This window comes from Serratia sp. LSHTC3 (genome assembly GCF_057197125.1).
Genome location: NZ_JBXUNP010000002.1, coordinates 704415 through 723651 on the forward strand (window position 1 = coordinate 704415; position 19237 = coordinate 723651).

At 62.1% G+C, this 19237-nt stretch carries 16 protein-coding genes; 8 read left to right on the forward strand and 8 right to left on the reverse strand.

The window, feature by feature from the left end; genetic code table 11:
• Window positions 1–103 precede the first annotated feature (103 nt).
• Entirely contained in the window at window positions 104–529 is a 426-nt protein-coding gene (locus tag AC2CGI_RS10640; RefSeq protein ID WP_015377548.1) for a universal stress protein, read from the forward strand.
• Window positions 530–572: 43 nt separating this feature from the next.
• Here the strand turns inward: AC2CGI_RS10640 and ygjK are convergent, their stop codons facing one another.
• Entirely contained in the window at window positions 573–2942 is a 2370-nt protein-coding gene (ygjK, locus tag AC2CGI_RS10645) for an alpha-glucosidase (RefSeq protein ID WP_080497815.1), read from the reverse strand.
• 17 nt (window positions 2943–2959) lie between these two features.
• Window positions 2960–4030, reverse strand: a complete 1071-nt coding sequence (gene ygjJ, locus AC2CGI_RS10650; protein ID WP_021504841.1) for a protein YgjJ — start codon at window positions 4028–4030, stop codon at window positions 2960–2962.
• A gap of 336 nt (window positions 4031–4366) precedes the next feature.
• Between ygjJ and ebgR the strand changes: the two genes are divergently transcribed.
• From ebgR to AC2CGI_RS10685, 7 genes are all read left to right on the forward strand, one after another.
• Window positions 4367–5347 carry a transcriptional regulator EbgR gene (gene ebgR, locus AC2CGI_RS10655; protein WP_076740327.1) on the forward strand — a complete coding sequence of 327 codons (981 nt, stop codon included), beginning with the start codon at window positions 4367–4369 and terminating at the stop codon, window positions 5345–5347.
• 167 nt (window positions 5348–5514) lie between these two features.
• The gene (gene ebgA / locus AC2CGI_RS10660; protein ID WP_076740326.1) at window positions 5515–8604 is read left to right on the forward strand and encodes a beta-galactosidase subunit alpha; all 3090 of its coding nucleotides are present in this window, start codon (window positions 5515–5517) and stop codon (window positions 8602–8604) included.
• On the forward strand, window positions 8601–9053 hold the full coding sequence (locus AC2CGI_RS10665) for a beta-galactosidase subunit beta (protein ID WP_015377553.1): 453 nt from the start codon (window positions 8601–8603) through the stop codon (window positions 9051–9053). The genes ebgA and AC2CGI_RS10665 overlap by 4 nt, the downstream gene beginning before the upstream one ends.
• 58 nt (window positions 9054–9111) lie before the next feature.
• The gene (locus AC2CGI_RS10670; protein WP_015377554.1) at window positions 9112–10614 is read left to right on the forward strand and encodes an amino acid permease; all 1503 of its coding nucleotides are present in this window, start codon (window positions 9112–9114) and stop codon (window positions 10612–10614) included.
• A gap of 102 nt (window positions 10615–10716) precedes the next feature.
• Window positions 10717–11031, forward strand: coding sequence for an ArsR/SmtB family transcription factor (locus AC2CGI_RS10675; protein ID WP_076740325.1), 315 nt, complete (start codon window positions 10717–10719; stop codon window positions 11029–11031).
• Window positions 11028–11357 (forward strand): SRPBCC family protein, encoded by a 330-nt coding sequence (locus AC2CGI_RS10680; RefSeq protein WP_076740324.1) that lies wholly within the window; start codon window positions 11028–11030, stop codon window positions 11355–11357. Before AC2CGI_RS10675 ends, AC2CGI_RS10680 begins: the two co-directional genes overlap by 4 nt.
• A 45-nt stretch (window positions 11358–11402) precedes the next feature.
• Window positions 11403–11996: an ATP-dependent Clp protease proteolytic subunit gene (locus AC2CGI_RS10685; RefSeq protein WP_015377556.1), complete on the forward strand. Its 594-nt coding sequence runs from the start codon at window positions 11403–11405 to the stop codon at window positions 11994–11996.
• A 5-nt stretch (window positions 11997–12001) separates the two neighbouring features.
• On the opposite strand, the gene AC2CGI_RS10690 is transcribed toward AC2CGI_RS10685, so the two are convergent.
• From AC2CGI_RS10690 to AC2CGI_RS10715, 6 genes are all read right to left on the reverse strand, one after another.
• Window positions 12002–12868, reverse strand: coding sequence for a hypothetical protein (locus AC2CGI_RS10690; RefSeq protein WP_015377557.1), 867 nt, complete (start codon window positions 12866–12868; stop codon window positions 12002–12004).
• 43 nt (window positions 12869–12911) lie between these two features.
• Window positions 12912–13661 carry a fimbrial biogenesis chaperone gene (locus tag AC2CGI_RS10695; protein ID WP_015377558.1) on the reverse strand — a complete coding sequence of 250 codons (750 nt, stop codon included), beginning with the start codon at window positions 13659–13661 and terminating at the stop codon, window positions 12912–12914.
• Window positions 13661–15001 (reverse strand): fimbrial protein, encoded by a 1341-nt coding sequence (locus tag AC2CGI_RS10700; protein WP_015377559.1) that lies wholly within the window; start codon window positions 14999–15001, stop codon window positions 13661–13663. Before AC2CGI_RS10700 ends, AC2CGI_RS10695 begins: the two co-directional genes overlap by 1 nt.
• Window positions 15002–15028: 27 nt before the next feature.
• Window positions 15029–17560: a fimbria/pilus outer membrane usher protein gene (locus tag AC2CGI_RS10705; protein WP_015377560.1), complete on the reverse strand. Its 2532-nt coding sequence runs from the start codon at window positions 17558–17560 to the stop codon at window positions 15029–15031.
• Between the two features lie 20 nt (window positions 17561–17580).
• A complete protein-coding gene (locus tag AC2CGI_RS10710; protein WP_021504834.1) occupies window positions 17581–18303 on the reverse strand; it encodes a fimbrial biogenesis chaperone in 723 nt (240 codons plus the stop codon).
• Between the two features lie 88 nt (window positions 18304–18391).
• Window positions 18392–18925 (reverse strand): fimbrial protein, encoded by a 534-nt coding sequence (locus tag AC2CGI_RS10715; RefSeq protein ID WP_015377562.1) that lies wholly within the window; start codon window positions 18923–18925, stop codon window positions 18392–18394.
• Window positions 18926–19237 lie beyond the last annotated feature (312 nt).

Consider the following 19237-nt stretch of genomic DNA (forward strand, 5'->3'; position numbering starts at 1 on the left):
CTCCCGCCACGAGCGCCATTTCTGAACTAAAATTAATCATAACGATATGACCCCGGCGTGATATCGGAGCCTCGGCTCAACCGAGTCCATGACAGGAGGCGCTATGTGTTACCACCATATTGTCATCGCCACCGATCTGAGCGATGACGGCAAACGGCTGGTCGAAAAAGGGGCGTTGCTGGCGGAGGCGCTGCAGGCCAAACTCTCGCTGATCTATGTGGACGTCCACTACGACACCTACCACGCGGCGATCGGCTTTTCGGAGCGCAGTTATGACGGCGTGCCGTTCGAAGAGAAGATCCGCAAAGAGCTGGAACCCACCACGCAAAACGTCAATTATCCGATCGCGGAAGTGATTATCGGGCGCGGCGGCTTCGTTGACGAACTGCGCACGGCGGTCGTGGACAAGAACATCGATCTTCTGGTGTTCGGCCATCACCACGATCTGTGGAGCAACCTGTTTTCTTCTACCCGCAACGCCATCAACCAGCTGAATATCGACGTGCTGGTGATCCCGATCCGATCATAAACGCGGGCCACCGCCGGGCAACGATGGCGGTGGCCGCCGCGGCTTATTGCGTGAAGAAGTCGTTATACAACATGTACAGATGCGCCGCGCTCCAGGAGAAGTTCGGCGCGCCTTGCTGTTTGCCGGTGAGCGGGTTGTAGTTCTCGCGGATCGGCCCGTCGGCGACCAGGCCGTCGGCGTGGCGGAAGAAGGCCTGCGCCATCGCTACCGCGTCGTCGCGATAGCCGTAGCGTTCCATGCCCTTGAGGCCGAAATACAACTGATCGACCCACACGCGGCCGCGCCAGTAGATGTCCGCGCCGAACGCCGGGTTGGTCAGCGCCGCGGTGCCGAGCGGCACGTAGGTATTGAACTCGCGCGGATCCTTCATCACCCTGACCACCGCATCGGCGTGCGGCTGGCTGGCGGCGCCGTTGAACAGCGGCGACCAGCCTTCCGGCCCTTTGCCGCGTTCGACGATCGGTTTACCGGCGCAGCCGTTGGCCAACGGCCGGCTTTCGATGCGGATGTCGTAGAAGAAACCGCTCTGTTTATCGAACATGCAGGTGTTGATGTAGGCCGCCAGCCGGTCGGCTTTGGCGCGGAAGGCGGCGGCTTCCGCGCCGCGGCCCAGAATATCGGCCATCTCCGCCAGGTAGCGGTTGTCGCTGTACATATAGCTGGCCTGATCCACCGACTCCTGCAGCAGCGAGTAGCCGAGCAGCGTGCCGTCCGGCGCGCGGTTTTCGGCGAATTTCACCTGCCAGTCTTCGCGTTTGCCGCCCTGCGCCACGTAGCGCGCCAATTGATCCGGATCGATAAAGCCGAATACCGCCGCATCGTCACGGCCCGACTCCCAGGAGGCGGCGGTCTGCGCCGGGATCGCGATGCTGTCGTAATGCCCCTCGCGCACGATGCGATCGTAGTTGTCGAGGCCAGCCAGCGTTTGCTCGCGTTGCCCGCGTTTGACGGTAAACAGCATGCGCCCGTCGGGAGTATTGTGCGCTTTGTCGCGGGTGGCGCCGTACTCCGGCACGCCGTTGCCGTTGTGATCGCGGTTACGCAGCCACCAGTCATGGTAAGCCACCAGCTTCGGATACATCTCAGCCAGCCAGCCCTTATCGCCGGTGACGCGATAGACCTCCATCACCGCCCAGGCCGCCAGGCTCGGCTTGGTGTTGCGTTCGTTCCAGTTGCCGCCGTCGCCGCCGCGCTCCGGGCTGGGGTTGTAGGCGATAAGGTCGGGCAGGAAACCGGCGTCCCACGGCCGCAAAGCGTCGCCCGGCCGGATCTGGTAGGCGAACACCGCGCGAATGTTGTCCTTGGCCACGTCCGGGTTGAAGTGCGCCATGGCGTAGGCCTGTTTCCAGGTGTCCCACGGCCAGGTCTGGTTGCCGGAGAACCAGCGCCCGGTGACCGACGGGGTGACCGAGTCGAACTTCATCGCCCCGGCGGCGCCGCGCCAGTTGCCGTTCAGCGTTTCTATCGCTTTGACCGCCACACGCGTTTGTTCCGCCGTGGCGTGCGGGTTGCGGAGCCCGGCGGCGAGATAGCGTTCCCAACGCTGGGCCGACGCGGCCATATAGCGCTGCGGGTGAGCGAGGATGTCGGCGATAGCGCGCTGTTCGCGCTTCGCCTCGTCGGCGGTGAGCAGGTGCGAATAGGTGGTGTACAGCGTGGTGGTGCCGGCGATGCGCGCCGTGGCGCGGAAGCGGTGGCCGTCGACCGTGGTGCGCTGCGGCAGCGATTTATGGATCTGATACTCGGACTGGCCGGAGGTCATCAGCTGCGACGGCGCACGCACCTTGCCGAAGGTGACGCGCAGGCCGTCCGCCGTCGGCACAATGCGGCGCGTGTAGTCCGGAAACGCCTGTTCGAGGGTCGCCGGCGGCTGCGGTTTTTGCTCTTTGGCCGCGTAGCGCTCCAGCAATTCACCGTCCCACACCAGCTCCAGCGGCGCATCGGTGATAATTTGCGTCTCCAGCAGCGAGGTGCGCGCACTGGCGAAGCGCAGCGTCAGGTTGACGGTAACCCCCGGCGCGCTGAGCCGCTGCACCAGGGCGCCGGGCAGGCTGTAGGCCGTCATGGTGAAATGCACCGGCTTGCCGTTGCGATACACGCTGAGCCGATCGAAATTGTTGGCCATAAAGTTGATGTATTCTTCGGTCAGCAGCGCCGGGCCGGGGAAACCGCCCATGCCTTCCGGGCCGCTCGGCAACAGGTGGCCGTGCCAGGCGCCGAGATCGAAGAACGGGTTGAAGCGTTGATGATCGTCGAAGTCATAGTCGAGCATAAAATGCGGCGCGCCGTGGCGATCGATAACGTTTGGGTAGCGTTCGGCCTGTGGGGCGGCGGGCGTTTTCGGCGCGCAGCCCGCCAGCGTCAGCGCGAGGGTGAGGGCGGTGGCCAGCGGCGTCAGGGGAGTCATGTTCATCGTAGGGGCCTCAACGGTTACCAATAGAAATATTGCATCAGAAACACCGAGTTGCTGGCGCCGGTGCTGTCATTGCGCATAAAGAATTTGCTGTCCAGCGCGGTGGCCAGCTTACCGCCGGCATATTCGTACCAGACGCCGAACTGGGCGTAGGAGGTGGCGGTATCCGCCGCGTTATCAAACCGGTGGCGGGCGTAGCTGTAGGCGGTGGAGAGGTACAGCCCTTTGGCGGTTTCCGTCATCGCGCTGAGCATCAGGCCCGATTCACTGCCGGGATGGCCGCCGCTGTCGCCTTTGCCGGTGTGGTGCCAGACGCGGCCGGCCAGGTGTTTGCCGCGCAGCCCCAGCAGAAACAGCTGCCCCAGGCCGTCGGTCACCTCCAGGCCGTTCAGCAGCGTCAGACCGTCTTGCAGATCGTACTGGGTGTAGCCGTTGATCATCGCCCGGTAGGTGTATTTGTCGGAGTAGCGGTCGTATTTGCCGAAGTGCAGCAGCGCCTTGCTCTCGTCGATGCGGCTTTCCGGCGCCGCCGTCACGCTGTAGCGAAAGCGCCCGGTCAGGTTTTGCAGCTTGGCGGCGTAGCTGAGATCGCGGGTGTTGGGGATCACGTAGCCGTACTCCGGCGTGAAGTCGCCCCACCATTGCAGATCGTCGAGCGACGAGTCGTTGCGTACGCTGAGCATCATCTCGGTGCCGTCATCGGTACGGTAACCGCCGTAGAAACGGTTCAGGCCCCCCTCGAAGCCGCCCCAGCCGTGTCCGGGCGTCCAGGCGTGGCCCTGGCTGTCGGCCTGCACGGTCCAGCCCTCGCCGTAAATCAGGCCGAACCAATGGCCCTGTTTGATCTCGAGGCCGCCTTCGATGTAGGTGCCGTCGCTGTATTTATGTTGATGTTCGCCGTTCAAATAGACGCTGCCGCCGATGCCGAGCTCGCCGTAAAAGCGCAGGGCGGTCGCGGCGGTTTCGGGCAACGGCGGCGGCGGCAGCTGATTGCGCTCCGCCGGGGTAACGGGTTCCTGCGCCGCCCAGACCGGCGCGCTGAGTATCAGTAACAAGGGCAACAGGGCGTGATGATTTATTGATGTCATGGGGCATGTGCCTGGTGTTGGATGGATCGGTGCGTCAGTCGAACGGCGGCTCACGCAAGGTCGCTCCCGGCTCCTTGGGAGAAGAGATAAAGTCCGCCCGGTCGCGGGCGGTAAACGGCAGGTATATTAGTAAAATATTTAGTAAAAAATACGCTTTAATCAGTAAATCGTTAACTTGATCACAACGGGTGAAATGGGTATCTTTCGCTGCAGGCGCCCGGCAGCGGTTTGCATGAGCGAGCGCTGGCCCGGTCTGGGAAGAGAGGGGCGGGCGGCACTGTACGTTGCGCCGCTATCCGATTAAGCTACCGTTTTTCGTCTGTGCATTGGGACTCTATGGCCACACTGAAGGAAATTGCTGAAGCCGCTAATGTGTCCGTCGCCACCGTTTCGCGCGTGTTGAATGACGACCCCACCCTGAGCGTGAAGGCGCAAACCCGCCAGAAGATCCTGGAAGCGGCGGAGCGCCTCGAATACAAGGTGGCGCCCTCCAAACGGCAAAGCGGACATCGCCTGCATTTCACCGCGCTGTTCACCTATACGCAGGGTGTGGAGATCAACGATCCCTATTACCTGGCGATGCGCTACGGCATCGAAACGCAGTGCGAAAAACTGGGCGTGATGCTGAGCGCCGGTTACGACTTTACCGGCGACAAGGCGCTGCCGGCGGCCGACGGCCTGCTGGTGATCGGCCGGCCACAGCCCGCGCTGTATGAGCAGCTCAGGCTGCAGGAAACGCCGGTGGTGTTTATCGACGGCGTGGTGGACGATGAGCGTTTCGACTGCGTCAATGTCGACCTGTACAAGATCAGCCGCAAGGTGATCGATTACTTCATCGGCCGCGGCTATCAGCGCATCGGCTTTATCGGCGGGCGCGACCATCCGGCCGGCATCGACCAGCGCGAGCAGGCGTTCGTCGAGTATGGCCGGCAGCAAAACGTGGTGCGGCCGCAGGATATTTACCACGGCGATTTCAGCAGCCAGTCGGGCTACCAGTGCGCCAAAGCGATGTTGCAGAGCAAGAATGGCTATCCGCCGGCGCTGCTGGTGGCGACCGATTCGATCGCCATCGGCGTGCTGCGCGCGCTGCACGAACACGGCGTCCAGGTGCCGGGGCAGATTGCGCTGATCAGCGTCAACGACATTCCCACCGCCCGTTTTATTTTCCCCGCCTTGTCCACGGTGCGCATCCCTTCGGAAACCATGGGCGCACAGGCCGTTAATCTGCTGGCGGAGCGGCTGCGCGATGAGCGCGCGGTCCCGCTGTCGATCTTCGTTCCCAGCTCGCTGCAGCTGCGCGACACCACCGTCGCCTGACCGGCCCCCGCCTCGGCGGGGGGCGTTGGCGCTCAAAATTAACGTCATGATAAAAAAAGGCATTTGAGATTTATTGTGATCCTGTCGTCATTTGGTAAATATCGGCTGTAGTTTTTACTAAATATTTACTATCGTTTCCGCATTGCACAGGTGTCGGGAGACGTGACGTGAATAATTGGGAAAACATTGAAAAACAGTCGGAGCACCGGTTGGCGCCGCGCGCGAGCTTCTTCAGCTACGCGGACGCCGGGCAGGCGCTGAGCTTCGATCGCAACGCCAGCCGGCGTTTCCAACTGCTGAGCGGCCGCTGGCGCTTTCGGTTCTTCGAGCACCCGGCGCAGGTGCCGGCGGCGTTTTACCGTGAGCCGATGAGCGACTGGGGCGATATGGCGGTGCCGGGCATGTGGCAGCTGGAAGGGCACGGCCACCTGCAGTATACCGATGAGGGCTTCCCGTTCCCGATCGACGTGCCTTACGTGCCGACCAACAACCCCACCGGCGCCTATCAGCGCCACTTTACGCTCGACGCCGGCTGGCGGGACCAGCAAGTGCTGATCAAATTCGACGGCGTGGAAACCTACTTCGAGGTGTACGTCAACGGCCATTATGTCGGCTTCAGCAAGGGCAGCCGACTGTGCGCCGAATTCGACATCAGCCCCTATGTGCGGCAGGGCGAGAACCTGCTGTCGGTGCGGGTGATGCAGTGGGCCGACTCCACCTACATCGAAGATCAGGACATGTGGTGGATGGCCGGCATCTTCCGCGACGTTTATCTGATCGGCCAGAACGCCACTCATCTTCACGATCTGACGCTGGTCACCACCTTCGATGAACGCTATTGCGACGCGCAGTTGGCGATCGACGCCGAGCTGCGCCATCTCGGATCGCCGGCCGCCGAGGGCTGCCGCCTGCAGGCGCAGCTGTTCGACGGCGATCGCTGCGTGGCGGAGCAGTGGCGCGACGATCTGCGCATCGAGCGGGCGCTGATCTGCCGTTTCGAGCTGCCGGTCAGCCGCCCGCAGCAGTGGAATGCGGAAAATCCCTATCTGTATCAGCTGTTGCTCAGCCTGTATGACGGCGCCGGCAACCTGCTGGGCGTGGTGCCGCAGCGGGTGGGCTTCCGCGAGATCGCGGTGCGCGACGGGCTGATGTACGTCAACGGGCGTTACCTCAAACTGCACGGCGTTAACCGCCACGATCACGATCACCGAAAAGGGCGCGCCGTCGATATGGCGCGGATGGAGCGCGACATCGTGCTGATGAAACAGCACAACATCAACTCGGTGCGCACCGCCCATTATCCCAACGATCCGCGTTTTTACGAGCTGTGCGATCTCTATGGCCTGTTTGTGATGGCGGAGACCGATCTGGAGAGCCACGGCTTTGCCAACGTTGGCGATCTGAGCCGCATTACCGACGATCCGCGCTGGGAGCAGGCTTACGTCGAGCGCATCGAGCGCCACGTGGCGGCGCAGAAAAACCACCCGTCGATCATCATCTGGTCGCTCGGCAACGAGTCCGGCTACGGGTGCAACATTCGCGCCATGGCCCGGCGCTGCAAGGCGCTCGATCCGACCCGCCTTATCCACTACGAAGAAGATCGCGACGCCGAAGTGACCGACGTGATCAGCACCATGTATTCCCGCGTGGCGATGATGAACGCCTTCGGTGAATACCCGCACCCCAAACCGCGCATTCTGTGTGAATACGCCCACGCCATGGGCAACGGCCCCGGCGGGCTGTTCGAATACCAGTCGGTGTTCAACCGTCACGCCAGTTTGCAGGGGCACTATATCTGGGAATGGTGCGATCACGGTCTGCTGAGCCACGACGAGCAGGGGCGCGAGCGCTACCAGTACGGCGGCGATTACGGCGACTACCCGAACAACTACAACTTCTGCATGGACGGCCTGATCTACCCGGACCAGCGCCCCGGCCCCGGCCTGCGTGAATATCAGCAGGTGCTATGCCCGGTGGAAGTGACGGCGGAAGAAGGCGCAGGCGACGTGCTGCGGGTGAAAAACCGCTACTGGTTCAGCTCGCTGGCGGACATCACGCTGAAGGTCAGCGTCAAGACCGACGGCCGCCAGGTGGCGAGTTACGAATTCAAGCTGCCGCATCTGCAGCCGGGCGAGAGTGAAGACATGCACCTGCCGGTGCTGGCGCTGGGGCAGGGGGAAACGCTGATCGACGTGGCGGTGCATAAAGACAGCGCCACCCGCTACAGCGAGAGCGGCCAACTGCTGGGGCATTACCAGCATCTGCGCCAGGCGGCGACGCGGCTACCGGCTCCACCGTTGGCCGATGCGCCGGCGCTGCAATGCCGCGAGGAAAATCATCAGCTGCTCGTCAGCGGCGGCCGGTTCCAGCTGGCGTTCTCGCTGCTGAGCGGCGAACTGCTGTCGTGGCGGGTAGACGATGAAGAAATGGTGGGGCGCGCGCCGCGCATCACCTTCTTCAAACCGGTGATCGATAACCATAAACAGGAATATGAGGGGATTTGGTTGCCGTATCACTTCCCCATCATGCAACAGCATTTCCGCCGCCTTAGCCGGCAATGGCAGGGCGAAGATCTGCTGATCGAGGTGCGCAGCCTGATCGCGCCGCCGGTGTTCGACTTCGGCATGCGCTGCACCTATCGCTGGCGCATCTCTCCGCAGGGCTGTGTCAGCCTGGATCTGGCCGGGGAGCCTTACGGCGATTTCCGGCAGGTGATCCCGAAAATCGGTCTCGATTTCGGCATCAGCCGCCGCTTCGAGCAGGTGGAGTACTACGGCCGCGGGCCGGGTGAGAACTACCGCGACAGCTGCCGGGCCAACCTTATCGGCCGCTACCGGCAGCGCGCCGATGCGCTGTTCGAACACTATCCGTTCCCGCAGGACAACGGCAATCGGCAGGACGTGCGCTGGCTGAGCCTGCAGGACGCGGCGGGCAAGGGGATCTTCATCCAACCGCGGCGGCCGATCAACTTCAGCCTGTGGCCGTACAGCGCCGAGATGCTGCATCGGGCTCAGCACATCAACGAGCTGGAGCCTGACGATTGCCTGACGCTGAACCTGGACGATCAGGTGCTCGGTCTCGGCTCCAACTCCTGGGGCTCCGAGGTGCTGGATACCCACCGGGTCTATCTGGCGCCGTTCAGCTACGGCTTCACGCTGGTGCCGTTCGACGGCCGGCAAACGGACGGCGCCACGCTCGCCGGTTATGACTTCGCGCCGGCCCCTCATCACCCGCAGTCTGCGGAGGAAAACGCATGATCATTCTCGAATCCCTGACGGAGTTTCAGCGCATTTATCACAGCGGCAAGAAATGGCTGCGCTGCATGGAGGCGATCGCCAATGTCGATCGCATCAGCCCGAACGTGTGCCATTCGATCGGCGACTCGCTGACCTATCGGCTGAGCGTCGGCGCCGGCCGGCAGCACGGCTGGCTGGAAGGCAACCGCCGCTACTTCGACGTGCACTACTACCTCGAGGGAGAAGAGATCGTCGAAGTCGCCGACAAACGGGCGCTGACGACGGTGGCGCCCTATCAGGACGAAACCGACCGCGAGTTTTTCAGCGGCGAAGGCGAGAGGCGCCGGGTCGGTAAAGGCAACGTGGTGATCTTCGAAAACCACCAGGCTCACCGCTTCAAAGAAAGCGGCAAGGTAAAAAAAGTCATTTTAAAAGTGACGGTGGAAGACAGCTATTTCATCAACAAATAGCGCGACCGCCGATCGATAACAACAAACCGAAGTCCCCTACACCATTCGGAGAATCTCTATGGCTGCGTCGAACAGAAACACCATCGGCAAGTTTGGCCTGCTGTCGATGACGTTTGCGGCAGTGTTCAGTTTCAACAACGTGATCAACAACAATATTCAGCTCGGCATCGCCTCGTCGCCGGTATTCCTGGTGGCGACGATCATTTACTTCATTCCCTTTTGCCTGATCATCGCCGAGTTCGTCTCGCTCAACCGCAACTCCGAGGCCGGCGTCTATGCCTGGGTCAAAAGTGCGCTCGGCGGGCGCTGGGCGTTTATCACCGCCTACACCTACTGGTTCGTGAATCTGTTTTTCTTCACCGCGCTGCTGCCGCGCGTCATCGCCTACGCTTCTTACGCGTTCTTGGGCTATGACTATGTGTTTACGCCGCTGACCACGGCGATCATCAGCATCTTCCTGTTCGCCTTCTCGACCTACATCTCCAACAGCGGCGCGAAACTGCTGGGGCCGATGACCTCCGTCACCTCGTCGCTGATGCTGCTGCTGACGTTTTCCTACATCATCCTGGCGGGCGCGGCGGTGCTGGGCGGCATCGAGCCGGCCGATCCGATCAACGTGCAGGCGATGACGCCGAACTTCAACTGGGCGTTCCTCGGCATTACCGCCTGGATCTTCCAGGCGGCGGGCGGGGCGGAATCCGTGGCGGTGTACGTGAACGATGTGAAAGGCGGCAGCCGCGCCTTCGTGAAGGTGATCATCGTTTCCGGGCTGTTCATCGGCGTGCTGTATTCGGTGTCATCGCTGCTGATTAACGTATTCGTGCACCGCACCGACCTGCATTTTACCGGCGGTACGGTACAGGTGTTCGAAGGCTTGTCGGCGCACTTTGGCCTGCCGACGGTGCTGATGAACCGCTTTGTCGGCATCGTTTCCTTCACCGCCATGTTCGGTTCGCTGCTGATGTGGACGGCGGCGCCGGTGAAAATTTTCTTCACCGAGATCCCGAAGGGCATTTTCGGCGAGAAAACCATCCGCCTGAACCGGCACGGCGTGCCGACGCGCGCCGCCTGGATCCAGTTCTTCATCGTTATCCCGCTGATGCTGATCCCGACGCTGGGCTCCAGCAGCGTGCAGGATTTGATGAACACGCTGATCAACATGACCGCCGCCGCCTCGATGCTGCCGCCGCTGTTCATCATGCTGGCCTACCTGAATCTGCGTCTGAAGTACGATCGGGTGGCGCGCGATTTCAAAATGGGCTCGCGCCTGCAGGGCATCGCCATCGTCAGCGTGCTGATCGCCATCTTCACCGTCGGCTTCTTCGCCTCGACGTTCCCGACCGGCGCCAGCATCATGACCATCGTGTTCTATAACGTCGGCGGGCTGGTGGTGTTCCTCGGCTACGCCTGGTGGAAGTACAACCGCTACTCAAAGACTCTGAATGCCGAGGCGCGCTACCACGAAGACATGCCGCTGGCGCGTCTCGCGCTGGAAGCGCAGGAGGGGGCGCCTGCCGGTCAACCGGCGCTGACCACGCCCGCATGCAATAAACCGCTGTAATTGCTCACCTCTCGACTCCGCGCCCCGGCGCGGAGTCTCGCCTTGCGAAAAAAATCTGCCTCTGCGTTTGCATAATACATAAGTGAATACTAATGTGTTTGTATGAACGAAAATGACATCTTCAAGGCGTTGGCCGATCCGACCCGCCGCAGCATCTTCGACAAACTCGCTGTCGCCAGCATGAACGCCAGTGCGTTGCGCGAAGGGCTGCCCATCAGCCAGTCGGCGATGTCGCAACACTTGGCGGTGCTGCGTAACGCCGGGCTGGTACGCGAGACGAGGCGGGGGCGCTGCGTCAATTACCAGGTCGACCCGGAAGGGCTGGCGCAGATCGCCCAGTGGCTGGCGAAGTACCGCGCCTACTGGCCGGCGCGCATCGACGCGCTGCAAACTTTGCTGAAGGACATGGATCAATGAACAAACAGACTGAGCGGCCGCCGCGCGACCGGCTGGTGTTGGAATATTCGCTCGAGGCGCCGCCGGAAAAAGTGTGGCGGGCGCTCAGCGTTCCCGAATTGCGTGAGCAGTGGCTGCCGACGGGGGATCTGGCGCAGGCCGAGCCGCTGGCCGCCACGCCGGGCGAGGCGGTGAGCTATCGCTTGCGCGACGACCAACCGCCGTTTCTCGAAAGCGTCGTCACCCTGCAGATCGTGCCGGACGCCGGCGGCGGCAGCCTGCTGCGGATTATCCACCAGCTCGATGCCGCCAACGATGGCCCGCCGACGGTGATGCGCGCCGCCTGACGCGTTAAACACATTTCCCTTTGTTGCCAACCCAGGAGTTCACCGATGCGTGAGAAGATGATGCTCGTCCCGATGGTGGTGGAACAGACCAGCCGGGGAGAACGTTCCTTTGATATTTATTCGCGTCTGCTGCGCGATCGGATCGTGTTCCTTAACGGCGAAGTCAACGACGACGTGGCCGAAATGCTGTGCGCCCAGCTGCTGTTTCTGGAGGCGGAAAACCCGGAAAAACCCATCCATCTTTATATCAACTCGCCGGGCGGAGTGATCACCAGCGGGTTGGCGATTTACGACACCATGCAGTATATCCGCGCCCCGGTGCATACGCTGTGCATGGGCACCGCGCGCTCGATGGGCTCGTTCCTGCTGATGGCCGGCGAATCGGGGCACCGCATGGCGCTGCCTAATGCCAGCCTGCACGTGCACCAGCCGCTGGGCGGCTTTCAGGGGCAGGCCTCCGACATCTTGATCCACGCCGAAGAGATGAAGCGCACCAAAGACACGGTGATTCGGTTGTATGCCCAACATTGCGGCCTAAGTTATGAAGAGGTGGAGCGGGTGTTGGATCGCGATCGCTTTATGACCGCCGACGAAGCGGCGGCCTGGGGGCTGATCGATCGGGTGCTGCGGGCGCGCTAAAGGGCTCAGGAGTGCGTGGCGGATTGTAGCGTTTGCCAAACCCGTTCAAGTCCGAATTCGACCATCGCGAAATAGAGACTAAAATAGCGCTCCGCCATGATGAAGAACGAACTGTTGAGTTCGATCACCACATTATTGGTGGTGGTCAGCAGGCCGGATTTTTCCGCCGCCTGCAGAATGCGGTTCACGTGCGCGCGTGAGACGGAGCAGGACTTGGCGATTTTCGCCGAGGAGAGCAGCAGAAAGGGGGAGTCCTGTCGGATGCTTTCGATAAACAACATCAACAGCACCATGTGGCCAGCATCTTTGCTGATGAACAGCGCGGATTGCGGCACCAGGTCGATCAGGTAGACCTCCTTGAGCATCAGTTGCCCGTAGGCGGCGAAAAAGGTGGACAGAAAGTCGGGCGCCGCCAGCAGCGCCGCGATGGGCATCTGTGGCGCCAGCGCCTGATAAGGGCGCGCCATTGAGGCGATCAGCGCCTGGGTTTCCGCCAGCGCGTGCGGCGTAGGCTTATAGCGTAACTGGCGTTTGTCATGTTCGCAGGGTTTGACCTCCAGCCGGCGCCCGACCCGTAAAAAGAACAGAAAGGAATCCAGGGAATTCTCGCTGATCATATTCTTCCCTTTGAAAAAGGCTTTGATGTCTTTCAGCGCGGCGGCGTGCTGGTGGTAATAAATGGACAGGATGGTGGAGCAGATGATGAACCGGCTGTTCCTGAAAATGATTTTGTAAAACAGCGGATGCTTCTTGTAGGTCTCCCTCAATAATTCCCCGTGTTTGACGATGGCGGCGTGGAACGCCGGTGACTGCCTGATGATGTTGGCCTGTTTCTCCAGGTGAAACTGTAGCTGGAATCTGCTTAGACTCATTTTCCCTATTTCCTGTACTTAAAAAATGTGCTGCTTTTTATCGTTATGGGTTTGCTGTGTATGGCTTGACGATCTGTTGGCCCTGGTCGTTGATGAGAGTGGCCTGAACGGTGACCTGAGAAGGGAGTGTCGGCGCTGCAACGCCGTCCAGGTGATAATCTCGCGTGCTGAACGGCGCGGTCATCATGTCGCTTTCTTGCCGCACCGGGTAATCGCGCCTGTCGGCGTGCACGGCGATGCGCGCGAACGAGAGATAAAACGCCGATCGGTTTTGGCAGCGCAGCAGATAACCGTCCGGCGATTTTTGCAGCGTGAATGAGACGGCCTCGGTCGCGTTCTCGGCTTTCCCCTGCAGCGCTCTGGGCCGGTAGAAGATCTTCATCTGGGTGTTCATCGCCAGCGTCACGCGCGACGCCAGCGGCGGCGTGGTCGGCGGGTTAGGCGGGATCTCATACAGGTTGAGCCAGAATACCGACTCCCGGTCGGCGGGCAGGTTAGCGCCGGCAAACAGGATGCGCAGCCCTTTCAGCGCAGAAGGCGGCAGGGCGAAAACGCTGGGCAGGGTGACAAACGGCGCGCGGGACAGTTCGGGGGCGGCGTTGACGTCACCGTTATCGACCCAGGTTTGCGCCACGATCGGGTAGCCGTTGGTGTTGAGCAGCATCAGGGTTTTTTCCGTCTCGCCCTCATGAAAGATCACCCGCGTGGCGGAGGCGATGATGCCCGCCTGCGCGCCGATGGAAGCCAGCGCCAGCAGCAGGGCGCATCCCATCGTCAGATATTTCTTTCTCATCATTGCACCTTAACCCAGACGTAGGCCCTGGCGTCCACCTTGCCGGCGGTGACGGTTTGGCCGGGCAGCCGGGCGAGCGTGGCGGTGAGCTGGGTGGTGTAATGGGTAAACCCCGCCGCGGTGCTGCCGCCGCCGCTGGCGCCGTTGAGCACCGGGTACCAGCCGGCGTCGTTGCCCTGCGGGCATTGCCCGGCGCTGCAACGCGCCCAGCCGACAAAGTTCATCGGCGCGCCGTTGCCGGCGTTGGCGAGTGCGATGCCCACGCCGGTGGCGATGCTGCTGTCGGTGCCGTAGCCGCTGGAGAGCAGGTAGCTCACGCCGCCGTTGGCGCTGACCAGCCCGAGCTGCTGCGCCGCGACATAGCTTTCATACGGCACCTGCAGGCCGAGGGCGGTATTGTTGCTGCTGACGCCGGACACGGCGGCGTTGTCGCATTCGATATTGATAGTGAACTGCGCCTGTGAGGTTTGCCCGGCGGTCAACTGGCTGACGGAGATGGTCGGCAGGATCACCAGCGGCGTGACGTTGCGCGCCACGCAGGTGGCGGTATAGGTCAATGAGGAGATCGGTGCGGTGCCCATGCCCATCGCGTTCCAGCGCCCGGTGCCCCAGGTGGCGTAGTTGGTGGCGGAATCGCTGCCGATAGGATCCGAAGCGATGCCGGGCCCCTGAAAGGTGACATAGCCGTTCGGCTGCGTGCAGGTATAGTTCGAATTGCCGGTGGTCGACGCCATGCCCACCAGCGGGTTGCCGGCGCTGTAGCCGCAGTAGTTGCTGGCGCCCGCGCCCGGCAGCGAGCTGATGCGGATCAGATCGGCGCGGATGGCGCTGAAGTCTTTCACCCGGATCTGGATTTTGTTGCCGACGGTGGCGTAGCGGGTAATCGGCGCCGACTGCCAGTAACGGGTAAAAACCTTGCCGGAATCCAGGTGGGTCAAACGGATGCCGACGTAAGGGAAGTAGGTGGCGTAATAGTTGGGGTTGCCGTCCCTGGCGCCCAGATCGAAATAGCCGCCGACGCGATCGTCGCCGTTGGTGGCGAAGACTTCATAAATTTGCCCGACATCGCCGGCATCGCATTCATACAGCACCTTGTTTGGGTCGGGATAGCGGGTGCCGGAGGTCAGATCGAACACGCTGGTGCCGAGCGGCGTGCCGACGGGCTGCAGATAGGTGCTGGTCAGGTTGACCCGGCCCAGCGCCGTGCCCACCCCGCAAGGATCGCAGCCGGAGTCGATCCAGGGGGCGACCCGCGTGCATTGCGCCAGCGCCGCGGGCGCGCCGAACAGCGACAGGGCGAACAGCGCCGGGGCGGCGACCAGATAAGAAATGTGTTTCATCGTCTCTCCTGAGATCAGTTAAACGGGCTAGCGGCATGGGGCGCTGAGCCGCTGAATCGGGCTGTCTTCCGCGGCGGGCAGGCGATAATGCAGCGTGCACTGCTGGCCGGGCGCGGCGCCCCAGTTCAGCGTCAGTTCGCCGGCGCTCCGATCGCTGCGTAGGTACACCTGGTTGGCCTGGCCGACCATGCCCACGCTGTTGCCTGCCGCGTCAAGGACGTTGGCGCCCATCGGGATCGGTGCGTTATCGGGCCGCTGTGCGGTGATCAGCAGCGCCTGGCCGCGCACGGTGTTGAAGCGCAGGCGCACCGTGGCACCGGCATAAGGAGCCACGCGCCGCTGGCCGTCTTCCAGTTCCGCTTTGTCGTTCATGCCCTCGGGGTTCAGCGCGACGGTGTTGTAGTGATAGGGCACCAGCGCCGGCGCCAGCGCATAGCCGAAGCGATCGACGCGCGCGCCCTGGCCGTCCATCACCCGTGCGCCGCTGGCGCCGGGCGCTTCGATCAGGGCGAAGGTGTCGCCGACATACGGCCCTAATGTCACGCCGCCGCGGTGCGCCACCACCGCGCCCTGCAGCGACAGGGAGCCTTGTCGGTACTGGCGCGCGGTGGAGAACGAGCCGGTGACGTTGGCGTAAGGCAGGCGGGTTTGCAGGTTGCCGCCCCAGACGCTTTGTTGGCGATCGTCGTCGGTGGTGAAGTTCAGGCCGTAACTGACCGGCTGTTCGTCGCCGACGCTGCCCGACAGCGCAGCCTGATAGTTGCCGCCCTGACCCTGGCTGTGGTTGGCCAGCAGCGAGACGCTGGGGGCGGATGATGAACGCCCGAGCGGGAAGCTCAGCGACAGGGCGGTGACGGTCTGCGCGTTCTGCGCCAGCGGCGCGCTGTAGACGTTATCCAGCGGCCCGTAGCCGCGGTAGTCGCCGTTGCTGTAGCCCAGGCTGCGGGTGCGGGTGACGGAGAGGTTAAGCGCCACGCCGTTGCCGAAGGTTTTCCCCCAGCCCAGCTGGAGCTGATTGTCGCGGCCGCGCTGATCGCGGTAGTCCTGAGTCGAGCCGGACATCGTCAGGCTGCCGAACGCGCCCATGCCCTGATTGACGGCCACCTCGAAACGCGAACGCTGGTGGTAGGAGTCGGACTGCCAGTTTTGGCCGGTAACGGCGGCGCGCCGCACGCCGAGCACGTCGCTGAGATCGCGAAAGCCTTCGGTAGAGTAGCGGTAGCCGGCGATGGATAGCGTGGTGTCCGTCGGGCTGAAAGTTCGGCTGTAAGAGAGGTGCAGCATCCAGCCGGAGGCGCCGCCGTCCGGCAGGCTGGCGTGGGAATAGGTGGTATCCATGCCGAAGGCGCCCAGCCAGCTGCTGTACACGCCGCCCAGCATCATCGCCTGATAGCCGTCCGCCAGCTGATTGCCGAGGTTGAAGGTCAGGGCGTTGGTCAGGCCGTGCTGCCAGGTCACTTCGCTGAACAGATCGTTGTCGCCGACGTAGCGGGAACGGCCGACGATGGCGGAGTAGCGCGACTGGCCGGGGCGAATGGATTCCGGCACCGCGGCGAACGGCACGGTGAAGGTGCTGACGCTGCCGTCGGCTTCGGTCACCACCACGGTCAGATCGCCGGCGTAGTTGGTGGCGTACAGATCGTTGATGGCGAACGGCCCCGGCGCCACGGTGGTTTCGTACAGCGTGCTTTTACCCTGCAGCACCGTCACGCGCGCGTTGCTTTTCGCCACGCCGCGCACCACCGGCGCATAGCCGCGCTGTGAATCCGGCAGCATGCGATCGTCCGAGCTGAGCTGAATGCCGCGAAAGCCCAGGCCGGAGAAGAAGTGCCCGTCGGTAAAGCCTTCGCCCAACAGCATTTCGCTGCGCCAGGGCAGGATTGCGCGCTGCACGTAGCGGCGGCTGGTGTCCAGGTGACCGCCGAACTCCCGATCGTAGCGGTAGCTGGACTGCTGGCGGTAGCGCCAGAGCCCGAGGTTGAACCCGCCGTTCAGGTTGGCGTAGGTCGAATCGAGATCGCGGGTTTGCCCCTGCCGGTAGCTGACGTGGTACTGGTTGAGGTTGTAATTGACGAAGGCCATTGATTCGCCGCTGTCCAGGCTGGCGGGATTGACGCTGCCGCGCGGCCGGCCGTTCAACAGCGCCTGCGGAATGCTGAGATCCAGCCGCAGCCGCGAGATATCGGCGTTCACCATGATGTCCTTCAGATCCCGGCCGGGCAGCAGGCATGCCGTTTCGGCCGCCGGCGGATTTTTCAGCCCGAAGCGCGTCAGCTGCGGCCGATCGAAACAGGGCAGCACCTGTTTGCCTGCGCGCACGAAGCGAATTTGATCGCGCTCGAGAAACTGGCCGTTGAGGTACAGATCGATCTGATAGCTGCCGGGGGCGACGGCGTCCTGCTGGTTGAACTGTCTCAGGGCGCTGTTGCTCAGCACGCTGCCGCGCAGCAGCGCGGGATCGAAGGTGTAGCCGTCGGCGGCGGCGCAGCCCAACGGCAACGCCAGCAGCGCGCAGCACCAGCGTGCGGGCAACGGCGTCGCCTTGCGGACATCGAACATGAAAACCTCCCTGTCTGGTTTCAGCGCGCGACGTTCAGGGTGCGCGTGATTTCCACCCCGTAGTCATTGATGACGCGCAGCGCGACCTGCCGCACTTCCCCGTTCACCGGCCAATTGGCCTGTGAAAACGGCGGGATCAGATCCGCCTGCGGAATGGCGCTGCGCTTCGCGCCGCTCAGAATTACCGCCTGGCTGACGTTGGCGTAGTAGCCGGTCGGGTTGTCGACGCGCAGCGCGTTGCCAACCTGACGCAGGCTAAGGCGATCGATGACGTGGTTGGCGTCGCCGGCCAGCCCGGACGGGCGATAGAACACTTTCAGCCGGTTGGTGACCACCAGCAGCAGTTTGTTCTTGTCGCTGTCCGTCTGACGCACGGCGGGGACCTGCAGGAAGTTGAGGTGGAACAGCGATTCGCGATCGCGCGCCAGCGGCTGGCCGACGAACGACAGCCGCACCATTTGCCCGCTGTGCGGATCCATGCGGAAGATTTGCGGCGAGGCGACAAAGGGCGCATCGGCGTTTTCCGGCGTGGACTGCGGGTTGTTGATGTCGAGCCAGATCTGCATCAGCGCCGGGGCGCCGTCATCGTTGGTGAACTGCAGCGTTTTCTCCCGCGCCTCGGCGGGGTAGATCACGCGGTTGCCGAGCAGCGTGACGCTGGCCAAGGCGTGGGTGGCGGCAAAACTCATCAGGCAAAGCGACAGGGCGGCCCATCGGCGGGCGGAACGGGATATCTGCGGCATAAACGTGAACCGATAAAGAAGCGAGTCATTCAGCGCCGTCCGCTAAGGAACGGCGCTGGCATCAACAGGTATGGCGCCTGACGCCGGCTTATTTGTAGCTAATGGCGAACTGGGCGGTGGCGATCACCGAACCGGCCGCCACGCCGGTGTCTTCCGCGTAGTAGCGGGCCACCAGGTTCTGCGAGGTGGAGGTGGCGTCTTTCGCCAGCGTCATCGCCGACGTGGTGACGGTCGAACCGCTGGCGAATGACAGCGGCGTGGTGGCGTCGCTGTCCAGCAGTTGAATGGACACCTTGGCCGCATCGCCCGCGTTGCCCAGATTGCCGTTGGTGGTCGGGTTGTTGCCCGCCAACACGGTTTTGATCGCCGTATCGCTGGTCGCCGCCGCACAACCCGTGACGTTAACGGTAAAGGTGGTGTCGCCGGCGGTGGCGCCTTTGGTGGCGAGTTTGCTGGCGGCGACGGTTGGCAGCAACACGACCGGGTTGGATTGGTTGCCGTTAATATTCACCGAACAGGTTTGCGTGCTGACTTCGCCTTTGAATTGCACGGTATTGGACGAGGCGGCCGCACAGGCGCCGGAGAGAGCCAGCATGGATAATGCGACTAATTTAACATTCATGTGAAATACCCTTTAATTAACTTTAGAGAAAAGCTTTCCTGACAGTAATAAATTACTGACGTGCGTTTGTTGATTAATCATGTTGCGCAATTGTTTTTTAAACGCGTCGGCAAACATGGATTTTCATCCTAACAAACTAAGAATTTTCCCTATAGGTATTTTCCGCATGGTAATAAGTTGGTGGTCCGGGTTGTTACATTTATTTTCATTTTTGCTTATATCATACAAAATGGAAAATAGATCTATATCATTGCGTTGCGTTTTTATTGGATCGTCGGTTTTTGTTTATGAAATAATTTGAAACATTCATGC